The sequence below is a fragment of the Streptomyces sp. x-80 genome (assembly GCF_046549095.1).
Lineage (GTDB): Bacteria > Actinomycetota > Actinomycetes > Streptomycetales > Streptomycetaceae > Streptomyces > Streptomyces celluloflavus.
In genome coordinates this window covers 67,365-90,099 of sequence record NZ_JAJPWM010000008.1, presented here as the reverse complement: position 1 = coordinate 90,099, position 22,735 = coordinate 67,365, and the positions used below count along the sequence as shown (strand labels likewise).

Annotated in this window: 16 protein-coding genes; 11 read left to right on the top strand and 5 right to left on the bottom strand. The window is 73.2% G+C overall.

Annotated elements, in window-relative coordinates:
- Positions 1-44 precede the first annotated feature (44 nt).
- Complete coding sequence (locus ACLJWH_RS17640) at positions 45-998, top strand: GlxA family transcriptional regulator (protein ID WP_411142674.1); 954 nt, start codon at positions 45-47, stop codon at positions 996-998.
- 446 nt (positions 999-1,444) lie between these two features.
- Here ACLJWH_RS17640 and ACLJWH_RS17635 read toward each other — a convergent pair whose 3' ends face one another.
- The 3 genes from ACLJWH_RS17635 to ACLJWH_RS17625 all read right to left on the bottom strand — a co-directional run bounded on the left by ACLJWH_RS17635 (position 1,445) and on the right by ACLJWH_RS17625 (position 6,417).
- On the bottom strand, positions 1,445-2,779 hold the full coding sequence (locus ACLJWH_RS17635) for an MFS transporter (RefSeq protein WP_411142673.1): 1,335 nt from the start codon (positions 2,777-2,779) through the stop codon (positions 1,445-1,447).
- A 105-nt stretch (positions 2,780-2,884) separates the two neighbouring features.
- Positions 2,885-4,192 carry a 2-oxo acid dehydrogenase subunit E2 gene (locus ACLJWH_RS17630; protein ID WP_411142672.1) on the bottom strand — a complete coding sequence of 436 codons (1,308 nt, stop codon included), beginning with the start codon at positions 4,190-4,192 and terminating at the stop codon, positions 2,885-2,887.
- A 38-nt stretch (positions 4,193-4,230) separates the two neighbouring features.
- A complete protein-coding gene (locus ACLJWH_RS17625) occupies positions 4,231-6,417 on the bottom strand; it encodes a thiamine pyrophosphate-dependent enzyme (protein WP_411142671.1) in 2,187 nt (728 codons plus the stop codon).
- A 161-nt stretch (positions 6,418-6,578) separates the two neighbouring features.
- Here ACLJWH_RS17625 and ACLJWH_RS17620 point away from each other — a divergent pair, with 161 nt between their 5' ends.
- The 5 genes from ACLJWH_RS17620 (at position 6,579) to ACLJWH_RS17600 (ending at position 12,100) form a co-directional block, all read left to right on the top strand.
- Complete coding sequence (locus ACLJWH_RS17620; RefSeq protein WP_411142670.1) at positions 6,579-7,109, top strand: VOC family protein; 531 nt, start codon at positions 6,579-6,581, stop codon at positions 7,107-7,109.
- Positions 7,110-7,135: 26 nt separating this feature from the next.
- Entirely contained in the window at positions 7,136-7,954 is an 819-nt protein-coding gene (locus ACLJWH_RS17615; protein ID WP_411142669.1) for a GntR family transcriptional regulator, read from the top strand.
- Positions 7,875-8,693: an SDR family NAD(P)-dependent oxidoreductase gene (locus tag ACLJWH_RS17610; RefSeq protein WP_411142668.1), complete on the top strand. Its 819-nt coding sequence runs from the start codon at positions 7,875-7,877 to the stop codon at positions 8,691-8,693. The genes ACLJWH_RS17615 and ACLJWH_RS17610 overlap by 80 nt, the downstream gene beginning before the upstream one ends.
- Positions 8,694-8,792: 99 nt before the next feature.
- Positions 8,793-9,596 carry an SDR family NAD(P)-dependent oxidoreductase gene (locus ACLJWH_RS17605; protein ID WP_411142667.1) on the top strand — a complete coding sequence of 268 codons (804 nt, stop codon included), beginning with the start codon at positions 8,793-8,795 and terminating at the stop codon, positions 9,594-9,596.
- A 236-nt stretch (positions 9,597-9,832) separates the two neighbouring features.
- Positions 9,833-12,100 (top strand): protein kinase domain-containing protein, encoded by a 2,268-nt coding sequence (locus tag ACLJWH_RS17600; RefSeq protein ID WP_411142666.1) that lies wholly within the window; start codon positions 9,833-9,835, stop codon positions 12,098-12,100.
- A gap of 24 nt (positions 12,101-12,124) precedes the next feature.
- Here ACLJWH_RS17600 and ACLJWH_RS17595 read toward each other — a convergent pair whose 3' ends face one another.
- Positions 12,125-13,423 (bottom strand): glycoside hydrolase family 27 protein, encoded by a 1,299-nt coding sequence (locus tag ACLJWH_RS17595; RefSeq protein WP_411142665.1) that lies wholly within the window; start codon positions 13,421-13,423, stop codon positions 12,125-12,127.
- A 179-nt stretch (positions 13,424-13,602) separates the two neighbouring features.
- Between ACLJWH_RS17595 and ACLJWH_RS17590 the strand changes: the two genes are divergently transcribed.
- The 5 genes from ACLJWH_RS17590 (at position 13,603) to ACLJWH_RS17570 (ending at position 20,940) form a co-directional block, all read left to right on the top strand.
- Positions 13,603-15,237, top strand: a complete 1,635-nt coding sequence (locus ACLJWH_RS17590; protein WP_411142664.1) for a phytoene desaturase family protein — start codon at positions 13,603-13,605, stop codon at positions 15,235-15,237.
- A gap of 220 nt (positions 15,238-15,457) precedes the next feature.
- Complete coding sequence (locus ACLJWH_RS17585; RefSeq protein ID WP_411142663.1) at positions 15,458-16,561, top strand: NAD(P)H-dependent flavin oxidoreductase; 1,104 nt, start codon at positions 15,458-15,460, stop codon at positions 16,559-16,561.
- A 19-nt stretch (positions 16,562-16,580) separates the two neighbouring features.
- Complete coding sequence (locus tag ACLJWH_RS17580) at positions 16,581-18,140, top strand: acyl-CoA synthetase (RefSeq protein ID WP_411142662.1); 1,560 nt, start codon at positions 16,581-16,583, stop codon at positions 18,138-18,140.
- Between the two features lie 55 nt (positions 18,141-18,195).
- Complete coding sequence (locus ACLJWH_RS17575; protein WP_411142661.1) at positions 18,196-19,746, top strand: fatty acyl-CoA synthetase; 1,551 nt, start codon at positions 18,196-18,198, stop codon at positions 19,744-19,746.
- Between the two features lie 396 nt (positions 19,747-20,142).
- On the top strand, positions 20,143-20,940 hold the full coding sequence (locus ACLJWH_RS17570) for a VOC family protein (protein ID WP_411142660.1): 798 nt from the start codon (positions 20,143-20,145) through the stop codon (positions 20,938-20,940).
- 123 nt (positions 20,941-21,063) lie between these two features.
- Here the strand turns inward: ACLJWH_RS17570 and paaK are convergent, their stop codons facing one another.
- A complete protein-coding gene (paaK, locus tag ACLJWH_RS17565) occupies positions 21,064-22,380 on the bottom strand; it encodes a phenylacetate--CoA ligase PaaK (protein ID WP_411142659.1) in 1,317 nt (438 codons plus the stop codon).
- Between the last annotated feature and the right edge of the window lie 355 nt (positions 22,381-22,735).

Sequence of the window (22,735 nt, the reverse complement as noted above, 5' to 3'; positions counted from 1 at the left end):
CCTGATGCCATGTCCATTCGGCCACGAGCGCCACAGATGCAGACATGACGCAGCGGGTGGCTTTCCTGGTTTTCGACGGGGTGACCATGCTCGACGTCAGCGGCCCCGTAGAGGTGGTGCACCAGGCGGAGCGGCTCGGCTGCCCCTACCAGCTGGCGCTGGTGTCCCCACGTGGCGGCCAGGTGACCACGTCCTCAGGGCTCGCCCTGGCCGGGGCGATCGCGGTGGCCGACGCCGGCCCCTTCGACACGGTCGTGGTCGCCGGCGCCGACCGGCTGGCCGACCGGCCCATCGAGGAGGAGTTGCTGGCAGCCGCCGGCACCCTCGCCGAGCAGGCCACCCGCGTCGCCTCGGTCTGTAGCGGTGCCTTCGTCCTGGGCGCTCTCGGCCTGCTCGACGGGCGCCGGGCGACCACGCACTGGCGGCACGCCGAAGCGCTCGCCCGTCGCTACCCGAGAGTGCGGGTGGAGCCGGACGCCCTCCACATCCGCGACGGGCGGTACATCACCTCCGCGGGGATCAGCGCAGGCATCGATCTGGCCCTTGCACTGGTGGAGGACGACCACGGAGCGGAAACCGCCCGGGAAATCGCCCGCGAACTGGTCGTGTTCATGCAGCGCCCAGGCGGGCAATCGCAGTTCTCCACGGCCATCACGACCCCGTCGGCGCGCAACGGCCTGCTGCGCGCGCTGCTCGCGTCCGTGGTCGCCGACCCGGCCGGCGACCACACCCTGCCCGCCATGGCCGCATCCGCGGCCGTCAGCACCCGGCACCTGGCCCGGCTGTTCCAGACCGAACTGGACACCACTCCCGCCCGCTGGGTCGAACGCGTCCGCCTCGACCGCGCCCGGCAACTCCTCCTGGACGGACACAGCATCACCTCGGCGGCGCAGCACAGCGGCCTCGGCAGCGACGAAACCCTCCGCCGCGCCTTCGCCCGCCACCTGGGCACCACACCGACCGAGTACCGCAAACGCTTCACCACCACACACGGCTGAGCGGACCCGCGGGTTCAGGTTGTCTTCGGGGCAGGGGCAGGGGCAGGGGCAGGGGCAGGGGCAGGGGCTTTCCGAAGGGGTCAACTCCCTTGTGCTGTCTGCTCGTTGTGATGGCGGCGGGCAGGTCGTGGGCGGGTGCCTCCCGCGGCGATGGCCGGTGCCGTCCGGCCGGGTGCGCCGCCGCCGACGACGGACCGGGTCCCGGTCGGCCCATCAGGCCCATCCGGCCCACCCGGCCCACCCGGCCCATCCGGCCCATCAGGCCCGGCGACGGAACCGGCGTCACCAGCACCACGCCGGGGCGCCCGCTGCGAGGACCACGGTGGCCTGCCGCGGCCGGACGGCGGCCGCGGGGGACCGGGCGGCTGCGAGCGGCCGTCCCGGCCACATTTTTTCCGCCTGACGGCGTGCTGACCGGCAGCTGCCGGAGGGCGGGACGGAACGGCCTACTCGGACTTGGGGGAGAACCGCAGCCGGGTCGCCGCCAGCGCGCCGAGGGCCAGCAGGGCGACGGACACCCACAGCCCCGAGAGATGGCTGCCGGTGGCGTCCTCGGCGTACCCCATGAGGTACGGGCCGACGAAACCGCCCGTGATGCCCACGGTGTTGAGCAGGGCCAGGCCGCCCGCGAGGGTCTTGCCCGCCAGCCGGGTGGCGGGGAAGTTGAACAGGAGCGGCTGGACGACGAAGAACGCCAGGCCGGTGAAGCAGAACCCGAGCAGCGCGATCACCGGCCCGGCCACCGCCCCGACGATGAGCCCGGTGAACATCATCAGCAGACCGGCCACCACGAAGTTGCGGGAGCGGCGGGGCGTCGTCGCACGGGGCGGTACCACCACGGCGCCGACGGCCGCGGTGACCCAGGGCAGCCCGGTCAGCAGGCCGATGGTGAACGGCGACAGCCGGCCCCAGCCGCCGATGATGCCGGGCAGGAAGTAGACGACGGAGTACAGCGCGACCTGGTGCGTCCAGTTGGCGAAGATGGCCAGCAGCATCTGCTTGTCGCGCAGCACCGTCCGCAGGGTGCCGGAACCGTTGCCGGCCGCCTCGGCGCCCTCGCGCTGCTCGCGGGCGACCTCGTCCTGGACCAGCCGGGCCTCCTCGGCCGTCAGCCACGGTGCCTTGGCCGGGCCGTCGGGCAGGTACCGGAAGACGGCGACCGCCAGGAAGAGACAGGGGATTCCCTCGATGAGGAACATCCACTGCCAGCCGTGCCAGCCGCCGATCCCGTCCATCTCCAGGAGCAGTCCGCCCAGCGGATTGCCGACGACGCTGGCGATGGAGGCACCGAGCAGCAGCAGCCCGATGGCCTTGCCGCGGGTCTCGGAGCGGAACCAGTACGTGAAGTAGAGCAGGATGCCCGGCAGCAGCCCGGCCTCGGCGGCGCCGAGCAGCAGCCGCATGGCGTAGAAGGACTTCTCGCCCTGGACGAAGGCCATGCAGGCGGAGATGACGCCCCAGGTCAGCATGATCCGGGTGATCCACCAGCGGGCCCCCACGCGGTGCATGATCAGGTTGCTGGGGACTTCGGAGACGGCGTAGGTGAGGAAGAACAGGCCCGCGCCCAGCCCGTAGGCCGCGGCGGAGATGCCGAGGTCGACCTCCAGGCGTTCCTTGGCCAGACCGATGTTGGTCCGGTCCAGGAACGACATGACGTAGGCGGCCAGCAGCAGGGGCATCAGCCGCTGCAGATTGCGGCTGTCCAGCTCGCCGAGCGTGTCGGGCGGGGTGGCAGGCGGGGTGGCCGCACCGGGGGTGCGGGAACCGCGGATCAAAGACATCGGTGTCCTCAAGGAGTGCTCGGGCGGCCGTTGCTGCGGGTGCGGCCGAGGGGGACGGGGCCGGGGCACGCGGTGGTGGCGCGTACCCCGGCCGCCGGGACGGGGTCAGACGACGAGCCGGACCGGGTTCTCCACGGCCTCGGTGAAGGCCGCGAGCCAGCGCGCCGCGACGGCGCCGTCCACCGGACGGTGGTCCACGGACAGGACCACGCCGAGCACCTTGGCCACGGTGACCGCCCCGTCGCGGACCACCGCCGCGTCCCGTGCGGCGCCGACGGCCAGAATGGCGGCCTGCGGCGGGTTGATGATGGCGGCGAACTCCTCGACCCCGTACATGCCGAGGTTCGAGACGGTGATGGAGCCGCCGTCGAGATCGGCGGGGTGCAGCGCACCGGCACGTGCCCGCTCCGCGAACGCCCGGGTCCGCGTGGCGATCGCCGAGACCGACAGGTTCTCGACGCCGCGCAGTACCGGGGTCACCAGACCCTTCTCGGTGGCGACGGCGACCGACACATCGACGGTGGCGAACCGGCGGACGGCCTCCGGCCGCCATACGGCGTTCATCTCCGGCACCTGTGTATGCGCCGTGGCGACGGCCTTGACCAGCAGGTCGTTGACCGAGACCTTCACCGGGCTGACGGCGTTGAGCCGCTCCCGCAGCGCGAGCAGCCCGGCCACGGCGCAGGTCGCCCGCAGATAGAAGTGCGGGGTGTGCTGCTTGCTCTCCGTCAGGCGGGTGGCGATGGCCCGGCGCATCCGGTTGTGCGGGATGTCCGTGTGATCGCCGGAATCCGCCGGGGCGGTGGCGGTGGCGGGCACCGGCGCGGCGGTGGCCGGGGCGGTCGCCAGGGGGCCCGGTGCCTGTGGTGCCGCCCCGGCCGTGTCCCGGGCGGCGACTGCCGCCTCGACATCGCGCCGCACGATGCGGCCGCCGGGCCCGGTGCCGGTGAGCGCCGCGACCTCCAGCCCGGCCTCCCGGGCCAGCCTGCGGGCCAGCGGGCTGCTGAAGACGCGCCCGCCGTGCTCCGGTCCGGCGGGCTCCGGGGCCGGGGCGGTCCGCGGGCGGTCCGCGGCAGGGTCCTCCGGTACGTCCCGGCGCACGGCACGACCGGCCGCGGCGGGCGCGCCGACGCCCAGCTCCGCCAGCAGCGCGCCGAGATCGCCGGGCCGCTCGCCGGCGGCGCCGAGCACGGCGATCGGGGTGCCGACCTCGATCTCCGCGCCGGCCTCGTACAACGTCGTGAGCAGGACGCCGTCCCGTTCGGCCGCGACGTCCACCTCCGCCTTGTCGGTCTCGATGGAGACCAGCGCGTCGTCCTTCGCGAACGGCGCGCCCGGTGCCACCTGCCAGGCGGACAGCACCGCTGTCGCCGCGTCGGCGGCCACGGCGGGCATACGGAACAGTTCGGCCATGATCAACCCTCCTGGGTCTGCTGTCGTACGGGGGAGGGTCAGTTCTCGGTGACCCGCTGGAGCGCGGCCACGACCTCTTCGGTCCGCGCGATGGCCGCCCGTTCCAGCACCTTGCTGATGCTGGGGGAGGACTCCCCGGCGTGGACGCGCTGGACCGGCTGGTCGAGATGGTCGAAGTAGCGGCGCTGGATCTCGTCGGACAGCCAGCCGCCGTAGGAGGTGCCGACGGGGCCCTGCTCGGCGATGAGCACATTGTTGGTCTTGCGGATGCTCGCGCCGACGGTGTCCCAGTCCAGACTGGCCCGGTCCAGCCACCGCAGGTCGATGACCTCGGCGTCCAGGCCCAGTTGCTCGACCGCCGCCAGGACATGACCGGTCATCGCGAGGTACGTCACGACGGTGATCCGCGATCCGGTGCGCCGCACGGCCGCCCGGCCCACCGGCAGGCAGTAGTCGAGGTCGTCCGCCGGACCCGGACCGACCGAGCTGTACAGATCGGTGTGCTCCAGCACGACGACGGGGTCCTTGCAGGTCAGTGCCGTGTTCATCAGACCCACGTAGTCGAAGGGCGTGGACGGTGCGACGATCCGCCAGCCGGGGGCCGTGGCGAAGACACCGGCCGGGTCCATGGAGTGCTGGGAGCCGTAGCCGGTGCCCATGGCGACCTTGCTGCGCAGCACGAGGGGCACGCCGGAGCCCTGTCCGTCGCCGCCGAACATGTGCCGCGCCTTGCCGATCTGGTTGAAGATCTGGTCGGCCGCGACCCACATGAAGTCGGCGTACATGAACTCCACCACCGGCTTGTACCGGCCGTCGAGCGCGATACCGCCGCCGAGTCCGGCGAAGGCGTTCTCGCTGATGGGCGTACCCAGGACGCGGTCGGGGTGGGCCTCGGCCAGGCCCTTGGTCGCGCCGTTGGTGCCGCCCTTGAGGCGGTGCACGTCCTCGCCCATGACCACGACCGACTCGTCCTCGGCCATCCGGCGGCGCATCACCTCGGCCACCACGTCGATGAACTTCCGCTGCTCCAGGCGCCCTTCGAAGGTGTCGCTGTCGACGAGACGGACGCCCTCGAACTCGCTGAGGTCGCCCCGTACGCCGACGTCGCGGAAGGACGGGTCGGGCCATTCGGCGGGCTTGATACGGCGGGTGCCCGGCTTGCCGTCGGGGTCGGGCTCCAGCAGTTCGTCGCCGACGGAGGCCAGCAGCGCCTTGGCGCGTGCGGTGCACTCCTCGATCGCCTCGGCGGTGCGGATGCCGCGCTCGATGAGCTGCCGGGAGACCAGGGCCAGCGGGTCGCGGGCCCGCCACTCCTGTTCCTCGTCCTTGCCGCGGTAGCCGAAGGCGCTGCCGGGGAACGGGCCGTTCTGGTGGAAGTAGCGGTAGACCTCGGCCTCGACGATGGTGGGTCCCCGGCCGGCGCGCATATGGTCCACGGCCTCGGTCATGGCCAGGTGCACGGCGAGCGGATCCATCCCGTCCACGCGCCAGCTGGGGATGTTGAAGCCCAGGCCGCGCGCCGAGAGCCGGGGCTCGGCCGTCGCCTCGTCCACATGCGTGGAGACGGCGTACTTGTTGTTCTCGATGAAGAAGCAGACCGGCAGCCGCCAGGCCGCGGCGAGGTTCATCGTCTCCAGTACGGAGCCGATATTGACCGCGCCGTCCCCGAAGTAGCTGACGGAGACGGCGTCGGTGCCCGCCTGCCGGGCCGACCAGGCGAACCCGGCGGCCTGCGGTACGCCGCCGCCGACGATCGCGTTGGTGCCCATGGCGCCGGCCGCGCGCCACCGAAGATGCATGGAGCCGCCCCGGCCCCGGCAGAAGCCCCTGGCCAGGCCGCAGATCTCGGCCAGGCTGCGCAGCAGTACGGTGCGCACCCCGGCGTCCACGGGCTGCCGCAGATCGATACCGCCGGGTGCGACGTACCCCAGTGCCTTGGCCAGGAACTGGTGGTGGCCCCGGTGTGAGCCGCCGACGAAGTCGGCGCCGGTCAGCGGGAGCACGGAGCCGACCGCGCCGCCCTCCTGGCCGATGCTGGAGTGCGCCGGGCCGTGCACCAGCCCCTGGCCCGCGAGGTCGAGGACGTACTCCTCGAAGGTCCTGATCAGCAGGATCTGGGCGAACATCGAGGTCAGCAGCCGCGGATCCGCGTCGTGCCAGTCCTTCTTGGTCGCGCTCACCTCGGTCCAGGGCGAGGTGGGGGCCAGTTTCCGGTGTATGGGCATGAGCACTCTCCTGTGGATTCGGTGAGCACTGTCGCAGTGAATGGATCCATAACCAAGACCTCGTTATGGGAACGTTACCTTCAGGTTTGGGTTATATCCATTGACTACGGCACTTATGGCGACGCAGGGTGAGTGGCATGGCGGAACGATGGATCCATTCAGTGGATGAGCGGAGTCATGGGCTTCCCGGCCTCGCCGGGGTCGAGCACATCGGCTTCACCGTCCCCGACCTCGAAGCGGCGACCCGGTTCTTCGTCGAGGTGATCGGCTGCGAGCACGTCTACTCGCTCGGCCCCTTCCGGTCCGACGGCACCTGGATGCGTGACCACCTCGGCGTCCACCCCCGCGCCGTCATGCGCGAGCTGCGCTTCTTCCGCTGCGCGGGCGGCCCCAACTTCGAGATCTTCGAGTACGAGGCACCCGAGCAGACCACGCGACCGCCCCGCAACAGCGATATCGGCGGTCACCATCTCGCCTTCTACGTCACCGACCTCGACGCGGCCGTCGCCCATCTGCGGCGGCACGGCGTACGGATCCTGGGCGGGCCCACCGCCAGCTCGGGCCCGAGCGAAGGGCAGCGGTGGGTCTACTTCCTGACCCCCTGGGGGATGCAGCTGGAGCTGGTCTCCTACCCCGGCGGCAAGCGGTACGCGGCCGACTCCCCGGTGCTGCTGTGGCAGCCTTCCGCCTGAACACGTCCGCCGTACCGGGAAGAGCCATGCCACAGAAGCCGACCACCGGATCCAGCGCCACCGGATCCAGCACCTCCGCATCCCGTACCTCCGGGTCCGGTACCTCCGGATCCGGCGCCTCCGCCGTCGCCAGCCAGCGCGTCGCCGACCATCTGCGGACCGCCATCCTCAGCGGTGAACTGCGCCCCGGCGCGCGGATCAGGCAGGAGGAGGTCGCGGCCCGGCTCGGCGCCAGCCGGCTGCCGGTACGCGAGGCCCTGCGGATACTGGCGGCCGAGGGCCTGACCGTAGTGAAGTCCAACAGCGGTGCCTGGGTCTCCAAGATGGACATGGCGGAGTGCGAAGGCGTCTACAAGATCCGCGAACGCCTCGAACCGCTCGCCCTCAGCGAGAGCATTCCGCACCTGACCGCCGGGCAGATCGCCGAACTGGCGGCGATCGCGCGGCAGATCGAGCAGACCACCGACGTGGACCGCTTCCTGACCCTCGACCGCCGCCTGCATCTGCTCACCTATGCCGGCTGCCGCGTCGGCCAGCTGACCGCCCTGGTCGACCGGTTCTGGAACACCACACAGCACTACCGGCGCGCCTTCGCCCGGCTCGCGGGCGACAGCGGCTGGGAGCTGATCCACGCCGAACACCGCCTGATCATCGAGGCGATCAGGCGCGCCGACACCGTCGACGCCGAACGATTTCTCACCGGCCACATCCGCCGCACCCGGCTGGAACTGGGCCAGCACCCCGAACTCTTCACCGAGGACGACCATGACACCGCAGACACCGCAGACACCGCAGACACCGCAGACACCGCAGACCCCGCAGATATCGCCGGCGCCGGGCACTGACGCCCACCCCTTCCAGGGCCGGACCCTCCTCCTGTCCGGCGCGAGCGGCGGCATCGCCCGCGAGGTGGCCCGCCAGTTCCACGCCGCCGGCGCCAACCTGGTCCTCGGCGACCTGGACGCCGGCGCCCTGACGGAGTTCGCCGCCACCCTCGACCCCACCGGTACGCGGGTGCTCACCCGCACCTTGGACGCGGCCTCTTCGGAGAGCAACAACGCGTTCGTCGCCGCCGCGGTCGAGAGGTTCGGCGCGGTGGACTTCCTCGTACCGGCGGCCGGGATCTATCCCGAACAGACCGTCGCCGAGATGACCGACGAGGAGTGGAACGCCGTCATCTCGGTCAACCTCAACGGCGTCTTCTACCTCACCCGCGCCGTCCTGCCCCACCTCAACGAGGGCGGCAGCATCGTCAACCTGACCTCCATGGCGGGCCACCGCGGCAGCATCCGGCACGCGCACTACGCGGCGACCAAGGGCGCCCTGCTCGCCTTCTCCCGCAGCCTCGCCTGGGAACTGGGCTCCCGGGCGCGGATCAACATGGTCTCGCCCGGGATCATCGAGACCCCCATGACCCGCGACTACGTCGCCACCCGCGGCGACACCGCGCTGGCCACCACCCCCATGGGCCGCCTGGGCAGGCCGGCGGAGGTCGCCTCCGTCGTCACGTTCCTCTGCTCGCCCGCGGCGAGCTTCGTGCAGGGCGAGGTCATCCACGTCAACGGCGGTATGCACATGGCCTGAGCACCCGCGCGCCGGGGCGGCCGGGGGAGAACCAGGGGCGGCCGGGACCAGGAGAGGAATCACCCGGCTCAGCCCACGGAGAAAGACAGGGAACGGAACATGACGACCGAAGCGGCGAGCTACCCCGATCTGCGCGGCAGGTCCGTGTGCGTCACCGGCGCGGCGCGCGGCCTGGGCCTGGCGATGGCCACCGCCTTCGCGCACGCCGGCTGCCATGTGCTGCTGCTCGACATCGACGGCGGCGAACTGGACCGCGTACGGCCCCTGCTGGTGGCGCGCCACCCGGACCGGGTGATCGCGACGGCCACCGCCCCGGTGAGCGATGAGGACGCCGTGGCGGCGGCGCTCGCGGACTTCACCGCGCGCACCGGGGAGCTGTCCGTCATGGTCGGCAACGCGGGGATGTCCGCCAACGCGCCGTCCCTCGACCTCGAACTGGGGCGCTGGCACGCCGCGCTGGACGTCAATCTCACGGGCGTCTTCGTCTGCGCGCGGGCGGCCGCCCGCCTCATGCGCGACGGCGACGGGGGCGTCATCCTCACCACCTCGTCGATGTACGGGGTGACCGCGGGGCCCGAACGCGCGGCGTACTGTGCGACCAAGGCCGCCGTCGCCTCCCTCACCAAGGTGCTGGCCGTCGAATGGGCCCCGTACGGCATCCGCGTCAACGCGCTGGCGCCCGGCTATGTCGAGACCGACCTGGTGGCCCGGCTCGCCGCGGCCGGCCGGCTGGACACGGCGGCACTGCGCCGCCGCACCCCGCGCGGCGTCCTCGGGCGGTCGGCGGACATCGCCCACCTCGCCCTCTTCCTGGCCTCCGACGTGTCCGCGAACATCACCGGCCAGGTGATGGTCAGCGACGGCGGCTGGACGGCCGACGGCTACGCCGTGACACCGGGTTAGGGCGCACCCGGCCGGGCACCGTCGCCCGGCGGCGCCGCACCGGCGACGGCCCGCCACGCGCGCCGCACGCGGGTCCCGCCCGCCCCGGCGCACCCCGTGCACCGCCGACCGGATCGGCACCGGCCGCCGCCGAGTCCCCTACAAGCTCCGCCGCCGCGCCGCCATACTGGACGGGCAGGACACGCAGGGGGAGCTGCGCGACGGAACGGAGTCGGCGACGGGGGCGGCGGTACACGATGGTGGAGAGCAGGCTGATCCAGGGACGCTACCGGCTGCTCGAACGGATCGGACGCGGCGGGATGGGCGAGGTGTGGCGCTCCCGCGACGAATCGCTGGGCCGCCAGGTCGCCGTCAAATGTCTCAAGCCCGTGGGGCCGCAGCACGACGCGTCGTTCCTGCGGGTGCTGCGCGAGCGGTTCCGCCGGGAGGCCCGGGTCGCGGCCGCGCTCCAGCACCGCGGTATCACCGTCGTCCATGACTTCGGCGAGGACGGCGACACCCTCTTCCTCGTCATGGAGCTGCTGACCGGCCGCAACCTCAGCCAGCTGCTGGACGACAACCGGCGCGAACCGCTGCCCGTCGTGGACATCGTCGAGATCGCCGAACAGCTCACCGCCGCGCTCGCCTACACCCACGAACAGGCCGTCGTCCACCGCGATCTGAAACCGGCCAACATCGTGCGGACCGCCGACGGCACGGTCAAGATCTGCGATTTCGGTATCGCCCGCCTCGGCGACGACATCGGCTTCACCGCCCGGCTGACCGGCACAGGTATGGCCATGGGCACCCCGCACTACATGTCCCCCGAGCAGATCGGCGCCGGCACCGTCGACCACCGCAGCGACCTCTACTCCCTGGGCTGTGTGCTGTACGAGATCACCACCGGAGTCCCGCCGTTCGATCTGGGGGACGCCTGGGCGGTGCTCATCGGGCACCGCGACACCGCCCCGGAACCCCCGCGCAACCGGCGCCCGGACCTGCCCGAGGCGTACGAACGGATCGTGCTGGACCTGCTGGCCAAGGACCCGGACGACCGGCCGCGGGACGCCGCCGAACTGGGCAAACGCCTCGCCGACGCCCGCCGGCCGCAGGCCGGCCACCCCACCGTGGCGGCGGCGCCCGCGAACGGCGAGCACGGCGAGCACGGCATGAGTGGTGTGGACGATCCGGAGACCGCCGGCACGCATCGGCTGCCCTCGTGGACGCGGGGGATGACCGGCGGTTCCCCGGCGAGCGGCGCCCGTCCGGCCGGTCCGGGGCCGTCGGGTCAGGGCCTCGATGCCCTCACCGACACCTGGACCCGCGGCCCCGCGGCACCGCACAGCGAGGCGTCCCCGGCCGCAGTGCCCGCCGGCCCGGCCGGTGAGCCGCGCACCGCCCTCGCCGCCCGGCACGCCGCCGGGCTCGCCCTCGGCCGGCAGGGCCGCTGGTCGGCGGCGGGCGACGTACACCGCGCCGTCGCCGCCGAACGCGCGCGGCTCCTCGGGCCCGACCACTCCGACACTCTCGCCAGCCACTTCGAGGAAGCCCGCGCCCTCGACCGGTCGGGGCACCCCGCCGCCGCACTGACCGGGTACGAGCGGGTCGCCGCGGCCCGCGCCCGCAGCCTGGGCGCGGACCACCCCGACACCCTCACCGCCCGGCTGGCGACCGGCCACGCGCTCGGCCGGCTCGGCCGGCACTTCGAGGCGCACCAGGTCTGCGCCGCGGTGCTGGCCGGGCGGACGCGTGCGCTGGGCCCCGACCACCCCGACACCCTCAGCTGCCGCCACCACCTCGCGTTCAACCTCCGCAGGCTGGGGCGGCTGGAGGACTGCCACGCGATGGCCCGGGAGGTGGCCGAGGCGCGCGCCCGGGTACTCGGCGAGCGGCACCCCGAAACCCTCCGCACCCGCTACGAAATCGCCGGCGTGCTGGGGCAGTTGGGGAGGTGGGAGGAGGCGCTGCGGGGCTACCGGCAGGTGGCGGACGCACGGGCCGGGACGCTCGGCCCCGACCACCCCGACACCCTCGCCGCCCGCTACGAGGTCGGGATCGGTCTGGGCCGGCTGGGCCGCAGCGGGGAGGCCCTGGCGCTCTACCGCGAGCTGGCGGCGGCCCGTACTCGCGTCCAGGGCGCCGACGATCCGGAGACGCTGCGGGCCCGGCACGGCCTGGGCGTCAACCTGGGGCGGCTCGGCTGCTGGGAGGAGGCGCTGGCCGAGGCCCGCGAGGTGGCGGCGGCGCGCGTGCGCGTCCTGGGCGCCGACCACCCCGACACCCTGGTCAGCCGCCGGGAGGTCGCCGTGGCGCTGGGCTGGCTGGGCCGCTGGGCTGACGCGCTGGGCGGCTACCGCCAGGTCGCCGACGCCCGCGAACGGGTCCTGGGCGCGGCCCATCCGGACGCGCTGGCCAGCCGCGGCGACCAGGCCCAGTGCCTGGAGCAGCTGGGCCGCACCGCCGAGGCCGTCGCACTCTACCGCCGGGTCGCGACGCTGCGTCAGGAGCGCGCGGCCCGGCGGTAGCGGCGCCGTGCCCCGCCGGACGGGTCAGCGTGCGGTGATCCGGTAGAGCACCGTGGCGTGCGGCGGTACGTCCTTCGCGACGATGTCCCGCCCGGCGGACGTGGTGCGGCCGGTGACCAGCTCGCGCAGCCGGTAGGAGGCGGCGGGCGGCAGTCCGGCCGCGGCGGCTGTGGTGGCGAGCGTGCGCCGGGAGTCGCCGGAGTTGAACAGGGCGACGGCCCGGTCACCGTTCTTCAGCGGCTTGGACAGCACCGTGAAACCGTCACCCTGCGCCACGATCCGGCCCTGGACGCCGAGCGGGTCCTGGTCGACGGCGATGACGTCCCTGTTGCCCAGCGCCCGGCGCGCCGTCGCGCCGATCCGGGTCAGGTCCGTACTGGAGATCAGCGGTGCGGCCATCATCGACCACAGCGACATCTGGCTGCGCGTCTCGTCCGCCGTCAGCCCCGGGTCGCCGGTCAGCAGGAAGTCGGGGTCGTTCCAGCGGCCGGGCCGCTGAAGGGGGGCCAGCTTGGCGTTGTAGTCGAAGTTGTAGACGATCGAGGACCATTTCGTGGCCGGGTCCTGCTCCCGCGTCGCGATGTCCCGCCCGCCCCGCCACAGATTGCCGAGCCGGGCGGACCAGCCGATGACCTGGTGCCAGACGCTGTCGCCGTTGTACTGGAAATAGGCCGGCGCGGACACCGAGAAGGTGATGGGGCGGCCGGCGGCGGTCAGCGCGCCGCTCATCTTCTCGTACGCCTCGCGGTACGCCTGCTCCTTGGTCTGTCCGGCGGGCACGGGCACATTGCAGCCGTCGGCCTTGAGGTAGTCGACCTTCCAGCGCGCGAACTGGTCGGCGTCCTGCTGGAAATGGCCGAGACTGCCCGGGAACTTGCCGCAGGTGGCGGTGCCGACATCCTCGTAGATGCCGAACTTCAGCCCCATCGCGTGCAGTTGACGGCCCACGTACGCCATGCCGTGCGGGAACTTCACCGGGTCCGCGACCAGCTCGCCCCGGGACCCGCGCTGCTTGGCCATCCAGCAGTCGTCGACGGTGACGGTGCGGTAGCCCCTCTTCGCGAGCCCCGTGCGCACCAGCGCCCGCGCGTTGTCCAGCACGACCTGCTCGTTGATGTCGCACATGTAGTAGGACCAGTTGTTCCAGCCCATCGGGGGTGTCGGGGCCAGGTTCGGATACGGCGCGACGGCGGCTGCCGGGTCCGCGTCGGCGGCCGCCGGGCCGGTGGCCGAGAGCAGTCCCGCCGCGCAGGCGGCCACGGCCGTCAGCCCGGCGACGGTGCGGCCGGTGCGGGATACCGAAAAGACCGAAAACGGGGACACGGGTCACCTCACGGGTGGGCGGGACGGCCGGAGCGGCGCACGGGCCGGGTGGTGCCGGGGCGGCGCACGGCCGGACGCTAAGAGGCGGCCCGGACCCGGTCAAGAAGCCTCGCTGCCCGGGACGGAGGATTCAGCCGCCTGCGCCTGGCGACCCCGGTCACCCCGTGCTACCAAGAGACATGCCGGAACGGACTTCGTACGACGTGGTCATCGTCGGCGGCGGACACAACGGACTGGTCGCCGCCGCCTATCTCGCACGCGCCGGGCGCAGCGTGCTCGTGCTGGAACGCCTGGCGCACACCGGTGGGGCCGCGGTCTCGACCCGGGCGTTCGCCGGGGTCGACGCCCGGCTCTCCCGCTACTCCTACCTGGTCAGCCTGCTGCCACCGAAGATCGTCCAGGATCTCGGCCTGCGCTTCGCGGTCCGCAAACGCACCGTCGCCTCCTACACCCCCGCCGTCCGCGACGGCCGTTCGACCGGCCTCCTGGTAGGCGGCGGGCCGGACCGCACCCGCCGGGCGTTCGCCGAACTCACCGGCTCGGACCGGGAGTTCACCGCCTGGCAGTGCTTCTACGGCCGGACGCGGCGGCTCGCCGAGCGGGTCTTCCCGACGCTCACCGAACCGCTGCCCAGCCGCGCCGCACTGCGCGCCGGGATCGACGACGACGCCACCTGGCACGCGCTCTTCGAACGCCCGCTGGGTGAGGCGGTCGAGGAAGCCTTCACCGACGACCTGGTGCGCGGCGTGGTGCTCACCGACGCCCTGATCGGCACCTTCGCCGCCGCCCACGACCCCTCGCTGCGGCAGAACCGCTGCTTCCTCTACCACGTCATCGGCGGCGGCACCGGCGACTGGGACGTCCCGATCGGCGGTATGGGCGCGCTCACCGACGCGCTGGCCGACGCCGCCCGCGGCGCCGGGGCGGAGATCGTCACGGACTGCGCGGTGACCGGTATCGCGACGGACGGCCGGACGGCGGAGGTGACGTGCGCAGCGGGCCCGGTCGGCGCCCGCCGGGTGCTGGTCAACGCCGCGCCACGGGAGCTCGCCCGGCTGCTCGGCGAAGCGCCGCCACCGCCCGCCGAGGGCGCTCAGCTCAAGGTCAATATGCTGCTCACCCGGCTGCCGCGGCTGCGCGATCCGGGGGTGGACGCGCGGGAGGCGTTCTCCGGGACGTTCCATGTCGCCGAGGGCTACCGGCAGTTGGAGACCGCCTACCGGCAGGCCGCGGCCGGTGAGCTGCCCGCCACGCCGCCCAGCGAGATCTACTGCCACTCCCTGACCGACCCCTCGATCCTCGGCTCGGAGCTGGTCCGCCGGGGCTACCACACGCTCACCCTCTTCGGGCTGCACACCCCGGCCCGGCTGTTCGCCGCCGACACCCCCGGGCACCCCGCCGCCCGCGACCGGCTGCTCGCCGCCACCCTCGCGGAGCTGGACACCCACCTCGCCGAACCGCTCGCCGACTGCCTGGCCCGCGACGCCGACGGCCGGCCCTGCGTCGAGGCCCGCAGCCCGCTGGATCTGGACCGCGAACTGGGGCTGCCCGGCGGCAACATCTTCCACCGCGAGCTGGCGTTCCCGTACGCGGACCCGGACGGCGCGGCGACCGCACCGGGCCGCTGGGGTGTGGCGACCGGGCACGCCAACGTCCTGCTGTGCGGGGCGGGCGCGGTGCGCGGCGGGGGAGTGAGCGGCATCCCCGGGCACAACGCGGCGATGGCGGTGCTGGAGGAGGACCGGGAGCGGCCGCGGGGGCGGGGCGGGCGCGTCGGCGACCGGCCGGGAAGCGGGCAGCCGGCCGCCGGGTGACCGGTGGCGCAGACGGGCGCCGGGCGGGCCGGCGGGGCCGCCCGCCTCCGTGGCCACGGTGCGCGGTGCGGCACCCGGTCCGGCCCTGCGGTGGTGCCCCGGGCCCGTGGTGTCCTGCGCCGCGCACCGGACCTCCCGGCCGTGGCCGGTGCGGTCCGGAATCTGACGTGGCATCAGAAACCCTCTTCCCTCGTACGGCGCGCTGCGGCATCCTGCGCCCATGCAGACGGAGTTGAGCAACACGCTGGGAGCCGAATACGCCGTCTTCGGGTTCACCCCCTTCCCCGCGGTCGCCGCCGCGATCACCCGGGCCGGCGGCTTCGGGGTGCTCGGCGCGGTCCGCTACACCGCGCCGGACGACCTCGCCCGCGACCTCGACTGGATGCAGGACCACACCGGGGGACTGCCGTACGGCCTCGACGTGGTGATGCCCGCCAAGAAGGTGGCGGGCGTCAGCGAGGCCGAGGTCGAGGCGATGATCCCCGAGGGGCACCGCCGCTTCGTCGACGGCCTCCTCGACCGCCACCAGGTGCCGCGGCTCGCCGCGGGCGAGGCGTCCGGCTGGCGGATCACCGGCTGGATGGAGCAGGTCGCCCGCGACCAGCTCGACGTGGCGTTCGGCTATCCGATCAAGCTGCTCGCCAACGCGCTGGGCTCCCCGCCCGCCGATATCGTCCGGCGCGCCCACGACCACGGCGTCCTCGTCGCCGCGCTGGCCGGCAGCCCCCGGCACGCCCGGCACCACCGGGACGCCGGTATCGACATCGTCGTCGCGCAGGGCTACGAGGCCGGCGGGCACACCGGCGAGATCGCCACCATGGTGCTCACCCCCGAAGTGGTGGCCGCCGTCGATCCGCTGCCGGTGCTCGCCGCGGGCGGCATCGGCACCGGCGAGCAGATCGCCGCCGGGCTGGCCCTCGGCGCGCAGGGCGTCTGGCTCGGCTCCCTCTGGCTCACCACCGAGGAGGCCGAACTGCACTCCCGGCGGCTGACCCGGAAACTGCTCGCCGCCGGGCCCGGCGACACCGTCCGCTCCCGCGCCCTGACCGGTAAACCCGCCCGCCAGTTGCGCACCGAGTGGACCGACGCCTGGGACGACCCGGGCGGCCCCGGCGCCCTGCCCATGCCGTTGCAGGGCCTGCTGGTCGCCGAGGCCAACTCCCGTATCCAGCGGTACGAGGTGGAACCGCTGCTCGGCACGCCGGTCGGCCAGATCGTCGGCCGGATGAACAGCGAACGCAGTGTGCAGGCCGTCTTCGACGACCTGACCCGCGGTTTCGAGCGGGCCATCGACCGCATCAACCGCATCGCCGGACGCGCCTGATCCCGAGGAGGAGAGCGCCATGACCCACGACTCACCGCCCAGGGGCTTCTGGGCGCAGGCCGCCGCCGATCCGGACCGGGTGGTGCTGATCGCCCCGGACGGCACGGAGTGGACCGCGGGGCGGTTGCACGCCGCGAGCAACCAGCTCGTGCACGGACTGCGCGCCGCCGGACTGGCGCGCGGCGACGCGTTCGCCGCCGTCCTCCCCAACGGCGTGGAGTTCTTCACCGCCTATCTCGCCGCGTCCCAGGCCGGCTTCTACCTCGTCCCCGTCAACCACCACCTGGTCGGACCGGAGATCGCCTGGATCGTCGCCGACTCCGGTGCGAAGGTGCTGATCGCCCACGAGCGGTTCGCCGACGCCGCCCGCCGCGCCGCCGACGAGGCGCACCTCCCGGCGGACCGGCGCTACGCCGTCGGCGGCGCCGCCGACGGTTTCGTCCCGTACGAGCGGCTGCTGGCCGGTCAGCCGCGGTCCGCGCCCGCCGACCGCACCCTCGGCTGGGTCATGAACTACACCTCGGGCACCACCGGACGCCCCCGCGGCATCCGCCGCCCGCTGCCCGGCACGCCCCCGGAGGAGAGCCATCTCGGCGGCTTTCTCGCCATCTTCGGCATCACCCCGTTCGACGGCAACGTCCACCTCGTCTGCTCGCCGCTCTACCACACCGCGGTGCTCCAGTTCGCGGCCGCCGCCCTGCACCTCGGGCACCGGCTCGTCGTGATGGACAAGTGGACGCCACAGGACATGCTCGCCCTGATGGACACCCACCGCTGCACCCACACCCACATGGTGCCCACCCAGTTCCACCGCCTCCTCGCGCTCCCCGCGGAGATCCGGACGGCATACGACGTCAGCTCGATGCGGCACGCCATCCACGGCGCCGCGCCCTGCCCCGACCACGTCAAACGCGCGATGATCGACTGGTGGGGCGGCTGCGTGGAGGAGTACTACGCGGCGAGCGAGGGCGGCGGCGCCTTCGCCACCGCACAGGACTGGCTCAAGAAGCCGGGGACGGTCGGCAGAGCCTGGCCGATCAGCGAACTGGCCGTCCTCGACGACGACGGCAACCGGCTGCCCGCCGGCGAGGTGGGCACCGTCTACATGAAGATGGCCACCGGCGGTTTCAGCTACCACAAGGACGAGGGCAAGACGCGCGAGAACCGGATCGGCGACTTCTTCACCGTCGGCGACCTCGGCCATCTGGACCGGGACGGCTATCTCTTCCTCCACGACCGCAAGATCGACATGATCATCTCGGGCGGGGTCAACATCTACCCCGCCGAGATCGAGTCGGTGCTGCTCGGCCACCCCGCCGTCGCCGACGCGGCCGCCTTCGGCATCCCGCACGACGACTGGGGCGAGGAGGTCAAGGCCGTGGTGGAGCCCGCCGACGGCCACCCGCCGGGCCCCGGCCTGGCCGCGGAGATCCTGGCGCACTGCGCACGGCACCTCGCGGACTACAAACGGCCCAAGTCCGTCGACTTCCTCGCGGCCATGCCCCGCGACCCCAACGGCAAGCTCTACAAACGGCGGCTGCGCGACCCGTACTGGGCGGGGCGGGACCGCGCCGTGTAGCCACCGGACCGCCGGATGTCTTGACCCGCGCCGGGGCGCGGCCGAGGATCACGCCATGACCCGAGCGCGGAGCAACACGGTCGACGACGTCCTGCGGCGCAGCGCGCGCCGGGTGCCGCGGCGGACGGCGGTGCGGTATGCGGACCGGACCTGGACCTACCGCGCACTGGACGCCGCGGTGAGCGCCGCGGCCCGCGTCCTGCTGGCGGACGGGCTCCGCGCCGGCGACCGGGTCGCCTCCTACGGCCACAACTCCGACGCGTACCTCATCGGCTTCCTGGCCTGCGCCCGCGCCGGCCTGGTGCATGTGCCGGTCAACCATGGCCTCACCGGCGAGGACCTGCGCTACATCCTGGCGCAGTCGGGCAGCGCACTGGTGCTCACCGACCCCGCACTCGCCGGCCGGCTGCCGGACACGGTGCGCAGCATGCCGCTGCGCGACGCCCCGGACGGGCTGCTGGAGCGGCTGGCCGGGGCCGCCGCGGCGCCCGGCGGACCGGATCCGGCCGGGGCGCGGGCCGACGGCACGGCGGCCGACGAGGCGCTCGTGCAGCTCCTCTACACCTCCGGCACCACCGCGCTGCCGAAGGGCGCCATGATGACGCACCGCGCGCTGGTGCACGCCTACACCAGCGCCGTCGTCGCCCTGGACCTGCGGGAGACGGACCGGCCGGTGCACTCGCTGCCGCTCTACCACGCCGCGCAGCTGCACGTCTTCCTGCTGCCCTACCTGGCGGTCGGCGCGGAGAACCTCATCCTGGACGGTCCCGACCCGGCGCGGCTCCTCGAACTGGTGGCGGCGGGCCGGGCGGACAGCCTGTTCGCGCCGCCGACCGTGTGGATCGGACTGTCGAACCACCCGGACTTCGCGGTCCGCGATCTGCGCGGTCTGCGCAAGGCGTACTACGGCGCCTCGATCATGCCGGTGCCGGTGCTGGCCCGGCTGCGCGCCCGGCTGCCACAGCTCGCCTTCTACAACTGCTTCGGGCAGAGCGAGATCGGGCCGCTGGCCATGGTGCTGGGCCCGGCCGAACACGAGGACCGGCCGGACTCCTGCGGGCGGCCGGTGCTGTTCGTGGAGGCGCGGCTGGTGGACGAGGCGGGTCAGGAAGTGCCGGCCGGCACCCGGGGCGAGATCGTCTACCGCTCCCCGCAGCTGTGCACCGGCTACTGGGACAAGCCCGCGGAGACCGCCGAGGCGTTCCGGGACGGCTGGTTCCACTCCGGGGACCTGGCCGTCCAGGACGCCGACGGCTATGTCACGGTCGTCGACCGGATCAAGGACGTCATCAACTCCGGTGGTGTGCTGGTCGCCTCGCGCCAGGTGGAGGACGTGCTCTACGAGCATCCCCAGGTGGCGGAGGTGGCCGTCATCGGGCTGCCGGACGAGCGCTGGATCGAGGCGGTGACCGCCGTCGTCGTACGGCGTACGGGCGCGGACGGCGACGGCGACGGGGTGGGGGAGCGGGAGCTGATCGACGCGGCCCGCGCGCGCCTCGCGGCGTTCAAGGCGCCCAAACGGGTGCTGTTCGTGGACGCGCTGCCGCGCAACGCCAGCGGCAAGGTCCTCAAGCGGGAACTGCGCGACCGGTTCGGCCCTGCCTGATCCGGCGTTGCCCGGTCCGGCCCGGCGTGCTGCGGCACTGCCCGATCCGGCCCTGCCCGATCCGGTGGTGCCCGAGCGGTCACCACGGGTGCGGCGCCGGCTCCGGGGAGCGGCTCCCGGGGCGCGTCCGGTCCGCCGCCACCCGTACGAAGGGCGACTGTCAGTGCCCCCTGCCATGCTGAGAAGTGGCCGGCGCGAGGCCCACGGAACCGGCCGGGCGGGGCCACCCCGTCCCCACCCCACAGCACACACGCCCACCCACCGGACACACCCGACAGAACCCCACCCAACGGACGCACCCTCAGACGCCCCGCCCCCGGCCCCCAGCGGACCGCACCGCGGGCCCGGCCCCCGCATGGCGGGTGCCGTCTCGCCCCGTACACCGGAGGAATTCCCATGCTGACGACCGATTTCGTCCCGGGCACACCGAACTGGCTCGACCTCGGGGCCCCCGATATCGACGCCGCCACCACCTTCTACTCCGCCGTCTTCGGCTGGACCTTCCACTCGGCCGGTCCGGAGGCGGGCGGCTACGGCTTCTTCCAGCGCGACGGCCGGACCGTCGCCGCCGTCGGCCCGCTGGAGGAGGGCGCGAGCTCCGCCTGGACGGTGTACTTCCACTCCGCCGACGCCGAGGCCACGGTCAAGGCGGTCGAGCAGGCCGGCGGCTCGGTCCGCTTCCCGCCGATGGAGGTCTTCACCGCCGGGCGGCTGGCCGGGTTCACCGATCCGACGGGCGCCGATTTCGCCGTGTGGGAGCCCCGTGACGTCAAGGGCCTGGAAGCGGTCATGGAGCCCGACACCCTCTGCTGGACGGAGCTCTACACCACCGACGCGGCCGCCGCGAAGGACTTCTACCGCGCCGTCTTCTCCTGGCAGACCCAGGACATGCCGATGGCCGGCGACCTCGTCTACACCGTGGTGTCCTCGCCCGGCGGCGGCAAGGGTGACGACACGGGGCAGGGCGGCATCATGCAGCTGGCGCAGATGAATCTGGCGGCCGGTTCGCGGTCGGAGTGGCACCCGTACTTCGGCGTGACCGACTGCGACGCCACCGTCGCCTCGGCCGCCGCGCACGGCGCCACGGTCATCATCCCCCCGGCCGACGCACCCGGAGTCGGCCGGCTGGCCATGCTGACGGACCCGGCCGGCGCCCCGTTCGCCGTCATCAAGGGCGACCCGGCGATGTCCTGATCCGGCGATGTCCTGATCGGGCGAGGACCTGATCCGGCGGCGGCCCGGTCCGGCGGCCGTCGCCGGACCGCGCCCGCGCCGCCCGCCCGGCGCCGCCCGCCCGGCGCCGCCTGCCCGGCTCCGTCAGCCCCGCTCCCGCGGCCGCGCGTCGACAATGCGCTTGATCTTGCCGACCGAGCGCTCCAGCGTCTCCGGATCGACGATCTCGACGTCGACCGAGACCCCGATACCGTCCTTGACGCAGCGCGCGATCCGCCCAGCGGCCGCCGTACGCGCCTCCGGGGCCGCGTCCGGCCGGGCCTCGGCGCGTACGGTCAGCCGGTCCATCCGGCCCTCGCGGGTGAGCCGCAGCTGGAAATGCGGGGCGACGCCCGGCGTCCGCAGCACGATCTCCTCGACCTGCGCGGGGAAGAGGTTGACCCCGCGCAGGATGATCATGTCGTCGCTGCGCCCGGTGATCTTCTCCATCCGGCGGAAGGCGGGGCGGGCGGTGCCGGGCAGCAGCCGGGTCAGATCACGGGTGCGGTAGCGGACGATCGGCATCGCCTCCTTGGTGAGCGAGGTGAACACCAGCTCACCGGAGGCACCGTCGGGCAGCACCTCGCCGGTGATCGGATCGACCACCTCCGGATAGAAGTGGTCCTCCCAGATGTGCAGCCCGTCCTTGGTCTCCACGCACTCCTGCGCGACCCCCGGCCCCATCAGCTCCGACAGGCCGTAGATGTCCACCGCGTCGATCGCGAACCGTTCCTCGATCTCGCGGCGCATCTCCTGCGTCCACGGCTCGGCGCCGAAGATGCCCACCTTGAGCGAGGTCGACCGGGGATCGATGCCCTGCCGCTCGAACTCGTCCAGCAGGGTGAGCATGTACGACGGCGTCACCATGATGATCTCGGGGCGGAAGTCCCGGATGATCTGCACCTGCCGGCTGGTCATCCCGCCGGACGCCGGCACGACGGTACAGCCGAGCCGCTCCGCCCCGTAATGCGCGCCGAGACCGCCGGTGAACAGGCCGTATCCGTAGGCGATATGGACGGTGTGACCGGCCCGCCCGCCGGCCGCATGGATCGAGCGGGCCACCACATCCGCCCAGGACGACAGATCGCGTGCGGTGTAGCCGACGACCGTCGGACGGCCCGTCGTGCCGCTGGAGGCGTGGATGCGGCGGACCTCGCTCCGGGGGACGGCGAACATCCCGAAGGGGTAGTTGGACCGCAGATCGTCCTTGACGGTGAACGGGAACCGGGTGAGATCACCGAGCGAGCGGCAGTCCTGCGGCCGTACCCCGGCCCGGTCGAAGGACGTGCGGTAGAAGGGAACGTGGTCGTACGCGTGCTGCAACGAGGCGCGCAGCCGTGTCAGCTGGAGTTCCCGCAACGCGTCCCTGGAGAGCCTTTCGGTCTCGTCGAACGCCGCCCTGCCCGTAGCCGCTTCCGGCATGGAGTGTCACCCGCCTTGTCTCCCTACCGATCATTCGGTAGCTGAATGCGGGTCCAAACAATCAGCGCGCGGCGAGCACGTCAAGGGGTGTGCCACGAACGGCTCCCGGGCGGCGGCCACGCCGGAGCGGGGTGCGGAAGGCGCAGGTCGGTGCGGTGCGGCCGGTCTACCGGGTCGGTGGGGGCGGCGGGATGTGCCGCCGGCGGTGCCGCCGCACCGCCCGGGGCGGACCGGCACCGGGCCGCTCCCCGTCCACGAGGGGTGGCCCCGCGTGTTTCTCACCGCGGCCGGTCCGTGCCCGGCGCCGCGGGCGTGGGGCGGGTCCACGGAGCGCCGTCGGCCCGCCGGACGGCAC

Coding starts and splice junctions, on each gene's coding strand:
- ACLJWH_RS17640 (WP_411142674.1), top strand. CDS start 45: ATGACGCAGCGGGTGGCTTTCCTGGTTTTCGACGGGGTGACCATGCTC.
- ACLJWH_RS17635 (WP_411142673.1), bottom strand. CDS start 2,779: ATGTCTTTGATCCGCGGTTCCCGCACCCCCGGTGCGGCCACCCCGCCT.
- ACLJWH_RS17630 (WP_411142672.1), bottom strand. CDS start 4,192: ATGGCCGAACTGTTCCGTATGCCCGCCGTGGCCGCCGACGCGGCGACA.
- ACLJWH_RS17625 (WP_411142671.1), bottom strand. CDS start 6,417: ATGCCCATACACCGGAAACTGGCCCCCACCTCGCCCTGGACCGAGGTG.
- ACLJWH_RS17615 (WP_411142669.1), top strand. CDS start 7,136: ATGCCACAGAAGCCGACCACCGGATCCAGCGCCACCGGATCCAGCACC.
- ACLJWH_RS17610 (WP_411142668.1), top strand. CDS start 7,875: ATGACACCGCAGACACCGCAGACACCGCAGACACCGCAGACACCGCAG.
- ACLJWH_RS17605 (WP_411142667.1), top strand. CDS start 8,793: ATGACGACCGAAGCGGCGAGCTACCCCGATCTGCGCGGCAGGTCCGTG.
- ACLJWH_RS17600 (WP_411142666.1), top strand. CDS start 9,833: ATGGTGGAGAGCAGGCTGATCCAGGGACGCTACCGGCTGCTCGAACGG.
- ACLJWH_RS17590 (WP_411142664.1), top strand. CDS start 13,603: ATGCCGGAACGGACTTCGTACGACGTGGTCATCGTCGGCGGCGGACAC.
- ACLJWH_RS17585 (WP_411142663.1), top strand. CDS start 15,458: ATGCAGACGGAGTTGAGCAACACGCTGGGAGCCGAATACGCCGTCTTC.
- ACLJWH_RS17580 (WP_411142662.1), top strand. CDS start 16,581: ATGACCCACGACTCACCGCCCAGGGGCTTCTGGGCGCAGGCCGCCGCC.
- ACLJWH_RS17575 (WP_411142661.1), top strand. CDS start 18,196: ATGACCCGAGCGCGGAGCAACACGGTCGACGACGTCCTGCGGCGCAGC.
- ACLJWH_RS17570 (WP_411142660.1), top strand. CDS start 20,143: ATGCTGACGACCGATTTCGTCCCGGGCACACCGAACTGGCTCGACCTC.
- paaK (WP_411142659.1), bottom strand. CDS start 22,380: ATGCCGGAAGCGGCTACGGGCAGGGCGGCGTTCGACGAGACCGAAAGG.